This is a genomic window from Amorphus sp. 3PC139-8, assembly GCF_040750475.1.
In the GTDB taxonomy this organism is placed as follows: Bacteria; Pseudomonadota; Alphaproteobacteria; order Rhizobiales; family Amorphaceae; genus Amorphus.
On sequence record NZ_JABJVY010000056.1, the window covers coordinates 1 to 11,578 of the forward strand.

General features: G+C 62.5%; 11 protein-coding genes and 2 pseudogenes. 10 read left to right on the plus strand and 3 right to left on the minus strand.

Features of this window, described 5'->3' with window-relative positions; genetic code table 11:
- The 3 genes and pseudogenes from HNS03_RS25245 to HNS03_RS25255 all read left to right on the plus strand — a co-directional run.
- Positions 1-114, plus strand: a pseudogene (locus HNS03_RS25245) (IS630 family transposase); the annotation flags it as partial.
- A 25-nt stretch (positions 115-139) separates the two neighbouring features.
- Positions 140-706, plus strand: a complete 567-nt coding sequence (locus HNS03_RS25250; protein ID WP_367198807.1) for an AAA family ATPase — start codon at positions 140-142, stop codon at positions 704-706.
- Positions 706-1,431: a DUF6602 domain-containing protein gene (locus tag HNS03_RS25255; RefSeq protein WP_367198808.1), complete on the plus strand. Its 726-nt coding sequence runs from the start codon at positions 706-708 to the stop codon at positions 1,429-1,431. The genes HNS03_RS25250 and HNS03_RS25255 overlap by 1 nt, the downstream gene beginning before the upstream one ends.
- Before the next feature lie 10 nt (positions 1,432-1,441).
- On the opposite strand, the pseudogene HNS03_RS25260 reads toward HNS03_RS25255, so the two are convergent.
- Positions 1,442-2,012, minus strand: a pseudogene (locus tag HNS03_RS25260) (recombinase family protein).
- A gap of 132 nt (positions 2,013-2,144) precedes the next feature.
- Positions 2,145-4,133, minus strand: coding sequence for a type IV secretory system conjugative DNA transfer family protein (locus HNS03_RS25265; protein WP_367198809.1), 1,989 nt, complete (start codon positions 4,131-4,133; stop codon positions 2,145-2,147).
- Positions 4,134-4,663: 530 nt separating this feature from the next.
- On the opposite strand from HNS03_RS25265, the gene HNS03_RS25270 reads away from it, so the two are divergent.
- The gene (locus tag HNS03_RS25270) at positions 4,664-5,590 is read left to right on the plus strand and encodes an ArdC family protein (RefSeq protein ID WP_367198810.1); all 927 of its coding nucleotides are present in this window, start codon (positions 4,664-4,666) and stop codon (positions 5,588-5,590) included.
- 186 nt (positions 5,591-5,776) lie between these two features.
- On the opposite strand, the gene pilV is transcribed toward HNS03_RS25270, so the two are convergent.
- Positions 5,777-6,823: a shufflon system plasmid conjugative transfer pilus tip adhesin PilV gene (gene pilV / locus HNS03_RS25275; protein ID WP_367198811.1), complete on the minus strand. Its 1,047-nt coding sequence runs from the start codon at positions 6,821-6,823 to the stop codon at positions 5,777-5,779.
- Between the two features lie 548 nt (positions 6,824-7,371).
- Here pilV and HNS03_RS25280 point away from each other — a divergent pair.
- The 6 genes from HNS03_RS25280 (at position 7,372) to HNS03_RS25305 (ending at position 11,289) form a co-directional block, all read left to right on the plus strand.
- Positions 7,372-7,743, plus strand: a complete 372-nt coding sequence (locus HNS03_RS25280) for a DUF2958 domain-containing protein (RefSeq protein WP_367198812.1) — start codon at positions 7,372-7,374, stop codon at positions 7,741-7,743.
- A gap of 45 nt (positions 7,744-7,788) precedes the next feature.
- Positions 7,789-9,585 (plus strand): ParB/RepB/Spo0J family partition protein, encoded by a 1,797-nt coding sequence (locus tag HNS03_RS25285; RefSeq protein ID WP_367198813.1) that lies wholly within the window; start codon positions 7,789-7,791, stop codon positions 9,583-9,585.
- A gap of 86 nt (positions 9,586-9,671) precedes the next feature.
- Complete coding sequence (locus HNS03_RS25290; protein ID WP_164516655.1) at positions 9,672-9,848, plus strand: hypothetical protein; 177 nt, start codon at positions 9,672-9,674, stop codon at positions 9,846-9,848.
- Between the two features lie 481 nt (positions 9,849-10,329).
- On the plus strand, positions 10,330-10,620 hold the full coding sequence (locus HNS03_RS25295; RefSeq protein ID WP_367198814.1) for a DUF736 domain-containing protein: 291 nt from the start codon (positions 10,330-10,332) through the stop codon (positions 10,618-10,620).
- Between the two features lie 62 nt (positions 10,621-10,682).
- Positions 10,683-10,925 carry a hypothetical protein gene (locus HNS03_RS25300; protein WP_367198815.1) on the plus strand — a complete coding sequence of 81 codons (243 nt, stop codon included), beginning with the start codon at positions 10,683-10,685 and terminating at the stop codon, positions 10,923-10,925.
- Between the two features lie 64 nt (positions 10,926-10,989).
- Entirely contained in the window at positions 10,990-11,289 is a 300-nt protein-coding gene (locus HNS03_RS25305) for a hypothetical protein (protein ID WP_367198816.1), read from the plus strand.
- Positions 11,290-11,578 lie beyond the last annotated feature (289 nt).

An 11,578-nucleotide genomic window follows, 5' to 3' on the forward strand; every position in this document is an offset into this window, starting at 1 on the left:
TTCGTCGACGAGCACAACGACGGCGAGGCGAAGCCCTTCGTCTGGCGTGCCGATCCGGACGCCATCATCGCCGCACGAAGCCGAGGGTTCCAAACGTTGGAATCAATCCACTAGCCGCGGCCAAGGCCGTGTTGGAGAAATGACCCAGCTCCTATCTGCGGCGTTCGATTACACCGTATCCGAAGCTACCAAGCTCAAAGGCAACAATGGTCGGGCACGCGGGGGACTTATTCTTCTCGTCGATGAGGCCGACGCATTGGCGCAATCCCGCGAGGCGGCGCAGATGCACCATGAAGATCGGGCTGGCGTGAACGCGTTTATCCGCGGCGTAGACCAAATTGCGCACGCCGGCGTCCCGGCCGCGGTTGTGATGTGCACGAACCGGCTCAATGCCCTTGATCCGGCTATAAAGCGTCGTGCCGCCGACATCTTGGCGTTCAATCGACCAAACGACGATCAGCGGCGAGCAGTGCTGCAACCGGCCTTATCAGAACTCGGATTCTCCGCGACGGAGACCGACGAAATGGTCAGTGCAACCGGACCAACTCAAGAGCGGGGCTACGGCTTCACGTTCTCCGATCTCACACAACGCCTCGTCCCCTCGATTGTTCTGGATGCCTACCCCACAAAAGCCGTAGAGCCGAAACGGGCTTTGGGAATAGCGCGACGAACTGTGCCCACCCCACCTTTCAAGGACGAAATTTAATGAGCGAATGGTCGCTATCCGACATATTAACGAACTTGCACGATGACATCCAAGGACGCCTCCAGCGAGCCCGGCAGAGCTTCGGGCATGCCGGTACGAAAGGGGATGCAAGTGAAAACGTCTGGCTGGAACTGCTGCAGAAGTATCTCCCCGCCCGCTATCAAGCTGCAAACGCACACGTCGTGGACAGCATGGGCAATTTCAGCGACCAGATTGATGTCGTCGTCTTCGACCGGCAGTACTCACCCTTTATATTCAACTACGAAAATCAGCTCATCATCCCCGCTGAAAGTGTTTACGCGGCCTTCGAAGCGAAGCAGTCTCTCAATGCTGATCACGTCTCCTACGCGCAGCAAAAGATAGCGACTGTCCGCCGTCTACACCGGACCAGCTTGCCCATTCCTCACGCTGGAGGCACCTATCCGCCCAAGCCCTTGATCCCAATCATCGGCGGAATATTAACCTTCGAAAGTGATTGGAAACCCGCGCTCGGCCAATCGATGGTTAAGGCGATCGAAGCAGGTAAGGGCGATCTGCGTCTAAACCTCGGCTGCGTGGCAGCTCACGGCCATTTCCGTTTCAATGAGGATAGCGTCACGTATGAGATTGACGAAGGTGGGAAGGCCGCTACAGCGTTCCTGTTCGACCTCATCTCTACGCTCCAATTCAGCGGGACCGTGCCAATGATCGACATCAAGGCTTATGGCCAGTGGCTGCTGAAGTAGCCCAACCACATTAGCCTTTTCTCACCACCTCTGACTTTAGAATTCTACTTATGGTCGCTGGATGCACACCAAAGACCCGTGCCATCTGGCTGGCCGTGCGGCGCCCGGAGCGCACGGCGTCAATGGCCTCACGCTGTTGCTCCGCAGTCAGCTTCGGTCGGCGACCATCTACCCTGCCTTCCTTGCGGGCGCGTTCAAGGCCGGCGCGTGTCCGCTCGCGGATCATCTCCCGTTCGAACTCGGCGAAGGACCCGAGCAACTGCATCAGCATCCGGCCGCCGGGCGACGTCGTGTCGATCGACTCCGTCAGCGACCGGAAGCCGGCGCCGGCCGCATCGAGCTTTTCCATGATAAACAGGAGATCCCGCAGGGAGCGGGAGAGACGATCCAACTTCCAAACGACGACCACGTCCACCAGCCCGCAGATAGTCCAGGAGCTTCTGGAGCTCCGGTCGGTCCCAGCGGCCACCGGAGGCGGCTTCCTGATAGATTGTCTCGCACCCCGCCTCCCGAAGGGCGGTTACCTGAGCCGTGGTGTTCTGTTCGTCGGACTTGGAGACGCGCGCATATCCAATAAGCACTCACAAATACTTTCATAAACCAATTGCAGTTCGAAAATGTTATGCAACCAGTTTACGCAAATATCAGGGGCGCGGGAACGCTGACATCGTGCAGTGCAGCATTTCAACGTATAGAAACGGTCGTTATTTCAATCAGTCCAACCGAGGTGGCTTGGGCAGCCCGTCCTCCGTCAATTCGTACTCCGGGGCGGCCTCGCCCTCGGACTCAGGCTGGGCCATTCTTTCATTCGGCCCTACATCCTCTTCTTCGCCGAGCGCCGAGTCAGTTTCCCTCGGTTCCACCGGCCCCTCCGGCACCTGCTTGCGCATAGCGTCGTTCTGGGTTTTGAGCTCATCCAGCGTCAAGCCGTCGATCGGCCACGGCTCCCGTTCCCGCACGGGCACGTCGCCCAGACGCGCCTTCGCATTGGCCACCATCTTCTTGGCGCTTTCGCTCTCGTCCCAGAACATCGGCATGCGCGCCCGGATCGGTTTGTGCCCCTGAAACCGCAGAATCACATCGTCGCGAAAGGCGCCGCCGATCAGCTCGTTCGGCGCGGCGAGAGGCGTCCGGTTGCCCCACAAGTCCGGATGCTCTCCCAGCAGATCGGAGATGTACTGCGCCGTGCCGAGATCGTTGGGCCGGAAGAACATCTGCGCCCTGGAATTCGCGACCAGCGTCTCCCAGCGGGGATAGACATTGCGGAGCTGTGAGAGGTCCTGCGCCAGGAGCCAAAGGCGGATATTCGCACCACGAGCAATTGAGATCGCGTCCTCGACAATCCGCATGTAACCGAGCTGGGGCAGCTCATCGAACAGAAACAGGAACGGCCACTGGCCCTCCGGCATAGATGAGTCGCCGTTTTGCGCCTCGCGCTCCAGATAGCGACGATGCGCCATCACCCCTTGCAGCATCATGCCGAGCACGACGCGCACAACCGAGCGGTACATGCTGATCTGTTCGGGCGGCACCACCACGAACACCGTATGGGCGTTTCCGGTGATCGCTGTGTTGTCGTCTTCGAGCCAGAATCCGGGTTTGTCCTCCACGCCTTCCGCATGCAGCCACCAGCGCATGTAATCGTCGCCGGCGATCGTGTGCGGATGCAGGCCGTGGCTGGTGCCGCGGGTCGCCCGCATGACCTTGCCCGAGCGCCAGATTTCAAGCTGCGTGCGCAGCGTATGCGTGATCGACGTGCGCATGTTCTCGTGCACATCCAAGAGCGTGGCGCCGAGCTCGCGCAGTCGCTCTTCGTCGCTGTCCTTGAGTTTCTCGATCAGCGCATCCCGCCGTTCCTCGTCGAGATAAAGAAGGCGCGTCACCTCCCGGATATTCCGCTGGCGCGGCGGATAGGTGTGGTAGACGTAGAAAATCAGCGCCGTGACCAAGTCCTTCGCCGTGTTGTCCCAAAACGGCTCCTTCCCCATGGGCTCGATCAACAGCTCGGCAAGCTGGCGAGCGTTGTCCCAGACCACATCCGAATCCTCACCGGGCAGCGGCGTCAGCATGTCCATCGGATTGAAGCAATCCGTATCCGGGTCCTCGGGCGCGAACTTGAACACCTTGCCGTACCAGTCACGCCGCCATGCGGTTTCCCGGTAAAGCTCGCCCTTCGGATCGAAGACGACCGTCGGCCCTTCGTAGTTATAGAGATTGCGCAGGATGAAGCTCTGCCCCTTGCCGGCGCCCGTTGGAGCCACGGTCAGCAGGTGCCCGTCTCCAGAGAAGACCACCGGCGCGTAGTGTTGTTCCTGCGTCTTCGACAATTCGCGGGGAATCGGAAATTGACCGATATGGAGCATATCCATGCGATCATCCCCCTTCACGCGGCACATGGGCGTCTCCCGAAACTCCAGGAACGTCATCCAGGCTTCGGATTTGCCCAGCTCCTTGATGCGCGCCTGCCACGCAGGATCGAGCTTCGGCAGAATGACGTTCTGAAGCGTTCGTTCGAGTTCGCCCCTGTCGCGTTGAATAATCCGCTGTCGGAGCAGCATCTTCGAGGTGCCGTCCACCGGCATGTCGTGGATCAGATCCAGCAAGGCCCGCATTGGCGGTTCCAGCCCTCGGCGGAAGTTCTCGGCTTCTTCTGCCTCTTGCCGTCTTTTCTTGTCGCCGCCGAAGATCTTGCCGAACACCATATGCTTCCTCCCGTGCGTCGCCTCCAATTGCCAATACTGGCGAAACCATAGCCGCCCCGGCCCAGGATCGCCAGTTTCCGGCGGCCTGAAACGGGCCGAAATCGTCCCGGCACGGCAGCTTGCGAGACGTCGATGTTGGTAGGCCGGGCACTCGCCGCCTGACACCGGGCAAGCAAATCAGCCTTCCGCATCGAGCGGCGTTGGTTGCCCCCTGAGGGTCAGGCGTCTTTCGCCCCTCGGTCGGGCATCGCACGTCCTTTCCGGCTTCAGCAGCACGACCGGCGGGTCTTCCTCATGGGTGGCGTGCCTGGCAGGGACGCCGTTCCCGGCAACAGGGCTGCGGGACTTTCTTCCCCGCAATGCTGACGCCTGCTTCCTCGCGCGCGCTTCGCTCCAAGAAAGACCCGCCTCCCAGTCGTCCGCTTCGCTCCCGCCCTTCGGGTGCCGCGCCCGGCTTCGCCCCTGCCTTTCCGGCAGCCATCGGATGGCCGCAGCGGTCGCGGCCTCGCAAAACGGAAAGGAGCGAAGCCATGACGACCAAGAGCAAAAAGCCCGACGTCTACACCCAAGTGACCAACAACATCATCGCCGCCATCGAGGCGGGCGCCGGCGACTGGCAGATGCCCTGGCACCGAAGCGGCGAGGGTCTCAACCGCCCCACCAACATCGACACCGCCAACGCCTATCGCGGCGTGAACGTGGTCTCCCTCTGGGCCGCCGGCACTGCCCGTGGCTTCAGCACCGGGATCTGGGGCACGTACCGCCAGTGGCAGAAGCAGGGGTGTCAGGTGCGCAAGGGCGAGAAGGCGAGCCTTGTGGTGTTCTACAAGGAGATCGAGATCGCCGACGACGAACTCGAAAGCGAGGACGGCAACTGGCAGACCGACAACAAGCGTCTTATCGCCAAGGCCTCATGGGTCTTCAATGCGGACCAGGTGGACGGCTACGAGCCCGAGCCTCTGCCGGCGGCCGAGAATCCCGTCGAGCCCATCGACGCGGCGGAAGCCTTCGTTCAGGCGACCAGGGCCACCGTGAAGCACGGCGGCGAGCGGGCTTTCTACCGTCCCTCAGACGACCTCATCCGGATGCCCGAGCGCGAGCGCTTCCTAGGTACCCAGACCAGCACGCCGACGGAAGCATTTTACAGCACCCTGCTCCATGAACTAACGCACTGGAGTGGCGCCAAGCACCGCTGCGACCGGGAGTTTGGCAAGCGCTTCGGCGATCAGGCCTACGCCATGGAAGAGCTCGTGGCCGAGCTTGGAGCCGCCTTCCTTTGCGCTGATCTGGGCATCAGCGTGACGCCCCGCCAGGACCACGCCGCGTACATCGACAACTGGCTCCAGGTCCTCAAGGCCGATAAGAAGGCCATCTTCGCTGCCGCCTCGAAGGCGGCACAGGCCAGCGACTACCTCGCTGGCCTTCAGGACCGGGCAAACACCGAGGCCGCCGCTTAGGCGGCCTCGGTTTCCGACGGCTCTCTTGCCTATCAAACGAATGATCCAGCTGGCAATTTGCCGCTTCAATCATTTTGACCACACCCAAATACATCCCCGAGCGCGCAGAAAAAAATTATAATATACACTTCGACTTTTACGTAAAATAATCGAACAATGCTATTGTCGTATAGAATATTTTTACGATCAAAGACCACAACATTTGATCGCGCATTGCGAGTCTAGGTACTCTGATGCAAAACATCTCCATCCCGCCACCCACTTGCCTGCAGGGCACTCAGCCGAGTGCCATCGATCGTCGGCATGAAGAGCGTCTTGCCCGGTTCCAACCCATGCGCACGATCTTGGCGTACCGATCTGACTGGCCCACTTGCCAATGGATCTGATGTACAGATTGTTCACGTTTCCATTGCCGGTGGCATACAACTCGCCACCACGGACCTGCCCTGCAGTGAGGACGCTCTTGTCATTGTAGGCTCTGAGCCAAGTGCCGTCCGTCATGTACCAGCCGCCTCCATGGGTCTCGTTGTACCAGCCCGTATCGCCGTAGCTGCGCACCCATCCGCCGCCGCCGTCCCGGATCACACGGGAGCCGGACTGAATATGCCCGTCGATACGTGCACCGCCTGCCACATGCAGACGCTCTGTGGGCGCACCCGTTCCGATGCCAACATTGCCGTTGTTCAAGATCCGCAGCCGCTCGGTCCCGTTGACCATCAGCCGAAGATAGCTGTTGAGCCGGGAATGGATAAAGTAATCCCCGTCGCTATCCATCAGCCCCATATCCTGTCCGTCGGCGCCACCGTGTACACGGCCATAATGTGTGCCCTGTTGGTCGCGCAGGATCATTTGCGACGCCGTGTCATGGTTGGAGTCGTAGAAGAGTGCGGAATTGTCGTCGCCGGTCAGCCGTTGAGAGCCCAGATAAACGCGCCGACTTTCGGTGGTGATATCCCCCTGCACGGTCAGGTTCTGGTCATTGATCTGGACGCTGTCCACACACACGCCGCTCGCGGCCGCGTGTCCGGGACCATAAAGCCGCCCACTGTCGCCGCAGGCAACCGTTTTGGCCTCCAGGTCGTACAGCTTGTCGATTTTTGCGGCCAAAGCGGCCTGTTCAGGACCGCCACGACCCTGTCCGGACACCGCGAAGAGTTTTCCTTGAGCAATTGCATCGCCTGAAATCAAGAACACAAAAACCGCGAAGATTTTGGACACGTAAAATTTGCGCACAAAAACTTACCTCAATAATTAAGTCTATATCTTATGAATACTAGCAAAAATTCAAATTGACGGGTTGGGAATTATACCTCGTTGTCTGGTTTGAGTTGTTGGGAAAGCCTTCCCATCGCTGCAACCCGCCACGGGCAGTTTTCCGTTACCCCTTCGAGCGGGGGCACCCCCGCAACGCCCCCGATGCGCCGTACCGGAGCCCCGCGGCTAACGCCTGCCCGGAACGGCGCGAGCGGTCGGCCCGGAGGGCCGCAGTCTTTGTTAAGCGCGCGTGTGCCGCGCGCTTGAACCCTGCTTTCCAGCTTATGCCGGCCGCACCGGGCTTGGCCAAGGCAGCCGTCCGGCCCCGCCCGCTCCATTCGCTTCGCTCCCGTGTTGGGCCGGACTGACGCCCCAGGGGGGCGGCCGCCTTGTCGCCCGGCGCTGATCCGGCGCTCGCCACCCCTCTCTCACTTCGTGCCTTTCGATTGGACGCTCGCCGCTCGGCAGGGGTTCAGGCGCGGGGCTTTGCCCTGTTGCCGACCGAACAACTGAACGGAGGCAAGACCATGAACCTACTGACCCAAGACCAGCGGCGGAAGCTACGCGCCAACGGCAAGGCCAACGCCGAACGGCTGGAAAGTCCCGAGAGCGACGGGGAAGCGCACGACTTCTTTCCCGTGGTGAAGCTGTTCAACCCGTGTGGGGCCGCGACCTGGCTCCTGACGGAGATCGACCCGGACGAACCGGACATCGCTTTCGGGCTGTGTGACCTCGGCATGGGCTGTCCCGAACTCGGCAGCGTGCGCCTGTCCGAACTGGCCAGCGTCAAACTGATGGGCGGGGCGCTCGGCATCGAGCGCGACCGCCATTTCACCGCCGATAAGCCGCTCTCCGCCTATGCCGCCGAGGCCCAAGCCTGCGGCCGCATCACGGCGTGAGCGCCTCCCGTAACGAAACCCAGAAATCACGAAAGGACGAACACCATGACTATCGAGACCATCACCCTTGACCAGTTGAACCCGCCGAAGGCGAACCCGCGCAGCAGTATGGACGCCGCCGCGCTTGAAGGCTTGGCCGCGTCCGTCAAGACGGACGGGCTCTTGCAGAACCTTGTCGTGCGTCCCCGCAAGGGCAAAGGCTACGACATCGTCTCCGGCGAGCGGCGCTATCGGGCGCTGCGGCTTCTGGCCGAGCGCGGCGATATCCAAGCCGACCATCCCGTGCCCGTGGACATCCGCAAGCGGCTGTCCACCGCCGACACCCTGCGGCTGGCCACCATCGAGAACATCCAGCGCGAGCAGTTGCCGCCGATGGATGAGGCCAAGGCGTTCGCCAGCCTGTTGGCGGACGGGGCGAGCCTTGAGGACGTGGCTACCAAGGCGGGCGTGTCGGCGCTTACCGTCAAGCGGCGCGTGGCGCTGGCCTCGCTCTGCGACGAGGTAAAAGCGCTGGTGCGGGAAGGCGAGGTGTCCCTTGGTGTGGCCGAAGCGCTGACGCTCGGCACCCACGACCAACAGCGTGCCGTCATCGAGCGGCTGGAGCAGGGCTGGCATTACGACGGTGACGACATTCGCAGCATCCTGACGGGCGAGAAGCCGTCTGTGGCGCTCGCCATCTTCCCGCTCGACCGCTACGAGGGCAGCTATACCGCCGACCTGTTCGCGGACGACGCCAGCACCTTCTTCGACGACGTGGAGCAGTTCTATCGGCTGCAATCCGAGGCCGTCGAGCAGTTGGCCGACACCCACCGCCGGACGGCGGCGTTCGTGGAGGTGGTGCACGAGACCTATGTGCCGTGGTGGCAGTACCGCGAGGCCGAGGACGGCGAGCAGGGCGGCGTGGTCATTCAGTTCGCCCCATCGGGGCGGGTGCAGGTGCGCGAGGGGCTGGTCAAGCGCGAGGTGCGTCCGAGCGTGGCCGAGGACACCCAGGAGGCTCCCGCCGCGCCGAAGCCCAAGCCCGAGTATTCCGGCCCCGTCATCCGCATGGTGAGCGCCCACAAGAGCCTTGCCGTGATGGAGGAGCTTCTCGCCAATCCCCGCAAGGCGAAGGAAGTGGCCGTCATCGGCATGATGCAGGGCTATGACTGGACAGGGCGCGTCCATCTCGACCCGCATCCGGCGCTTGCCTATTTCGCGGAGGCCGAGGTGCAGCCGACCAGCTACAACGGCATCGCGCGGGAAGCCGAGGAAACGACGCAGGCGCTCGGCATCGAGCCCAATAGTTCTCCCTATGCCGCGCCGGCGCGCGGGGCGTGGGTGCGGTTGCTGCGCAGCCGCAAGGAGCCGCTTGCCCTCTATGAGGTCGTGCAGGGACTGTCCGACGCGGAGCTGGAGCAGGTTCACCTGCTGCTGACCGCGCTGACCTTCGGGCAGGGTGATATGGACGCGCTGGATGACGGCGAGAGCCTGTTCAACCGCATCGCCGCCGACCTTGAGGTGGATATGCGCATCCATTGGCGGCCCGACGGGGCGTTCCTGTCCCGCCGCCGCAAGGACCAGTTGGAGGCCATCGCCACCGAAAGCGGCGCGGTCAAGCGCATGGGGCGTCTCAAGGACTATTCCAAGAAGGCCATGGTCGAGGCCTTGGTGCGGAATTTCGAGCGCACCAAGGATGCAGCCGACGACGCGCCCGACCACGACCGCAAGGGGCGGGACTGGCTGCCGGGAGCCATGCAGTTCCCCGCCGTGACTTCCGAGCAGGGGGAGGCGGCAGGCGACGCTGCCGAGCCCGAAGCTGAGCCTGTCGAGGCCAGTGAGTCTGTCGCGGACGCGGCCTGACCCCTCGGCGGCGTGGCGCGGCGCGGCTGTGGCTGCGGCTGCGGCTGCACCACCCTTCCTTTCATCCGAACACGGAGGACACGACCATGGGCACCATCCTTGGCGCGATCATCGTCATCGCCCTCATGGCCATCGTCACCAACATGACCGGCGACCCCGACGACACCCTATGGGTGCTACTCGGTTTCCCCATCGCCGTACCGGTGGGCTACGCCATTCTCGTCACGCTGCTGCGGTTGCTGCGCGGGCCGAGGCGGCGGTAGCGGCGGGCGCCAGTCAGTTACCGAGACGTTTCGCCGTTGCGGCTGCCTTGCTTGTTCAGTCGCCCTTTTCATCGGCTCCCGCCCGCTATCGCGGGCGGGGGCTTTTCTTTCGCCGCTTCGCACGTCTGCGTGTCCGCCACCTGGCCGAACGTCCATGTCCGGGATGCCGTCGCAGCCGCCCGCCATGTGACGACGCCATGGATTGCCACGTCCCCTTTCAGCTGGTGAGCCACACGCGCCCTGCGCCCTTTCCTTCGCATGGCAGACCTGACGCCGGCGCCGGTCCCCGCAACGGCGTGCGGTCGGTTTCTTCCCCGGCCTGACGGCCTTCCTCGCGCAATTCCAGAAACAGCCCGCTTGCCGTCGTCCGCTCCGCTTCCGCCCTGGCGGGTGCAGGGGCCGGCTCTGTCCGGCGCCTTTGGCTGGCCATGGAAAGGTCGCGACGGGCGCGGCCTCCAACGAACTGAAAGGAGACTTAGACATGGCAACCATCGGCACTTTCACGAAGACCGACAGCGGCTACAACGGCGACATCCGGACCCTGACCTTCAAGGCCAAGGTGGCCCTGACCCCCGTCGAGAACGGCGGCGAGAACGCCCCCGACTTCCGCGTGATGGCGGGCACCGCCGAGATGGGCGCGGCCTGGAACCGCACCAGCAAGGGCGGCAACAGCTACATCTCGGTGAAGCTGGACGACCCGAGCTTCCCGGCCCCGGTCTACGCCAACCTCGTCGACCGCAACGGCAAGCCGACCCTCATCTGGGCCCGCTGACGGCAACCGGCCCCGCCGCTCCGGCGGCGGCGCCGCCCCTTTCAACGAAGGAGATTTCGACCATGAATACGATGACGACCAACGATCCGACGCGCCGCGTCGAATACGCTGAGATCGCCGTCGAGCAGCTCATCGTCTACCGCTACGTCGTGCCGCTCACCGACGATATCAGCGATCCGGGGGCGATCGCGCTTGCCCGCTTCAAGGACGGCGAGATGCCCGACCTCGGACCCGCCGAGGGCGAGCAGCACGAGCTGACCACCTACTATATCGGCGCGTATCAGCCGGAGGCCGACCAGCGATGACCGGCGCCATTTCACCCCGCCCCGCTCCGGCGGGGCGCTTCATATCAGACAAGGAGATTGACCGATGACGGATTCAACATTTCCGCATTTAACGATGATCTACGACGATTGGCTGGAGGCCTACCGGCCAATGCCCAATTCACTCGCCGAGAGCGCGCCCTTCGACGGCCTCATGTTCGAGACCTTCGGTCCGGAGCTGGCGCATATCCACGACACACCCGCCGACCGCGTCTGGACGCTGGTCGAAGGCGACGACGATACGCTTTATGTCCTGAGTGGCTTCCACTTCGTGAACCGGCTCGGCTATTTCATCGCCGCGCAGCCGCGGCCACCGCACGTCGACATCCAGGTGCCGGTCGACTGAGCCGGCCTCTTCTACCGAGCGCCGCTTCGGCGAGCACAGCGTCCCTTTCACCGGCGGGTATGGCCAAATCCTTAGCTTGATGCTCTCTATTGATCGGAACAGGTTTATCGAGAAGGTTCCAAAGACAGAATCGCCGTTCAATTGTGACAGAGCCCTCTGGTGCTGGCGATCCGCCCATGTGGGATCATTGCCCAATCTCATACTACTACCGGGAGCAAAACCGATGCGTGGTGCGTTGTTTAATTATTGTCGATGTGCAGCACCGACGATTGTGGAAATGGCAGTTCCC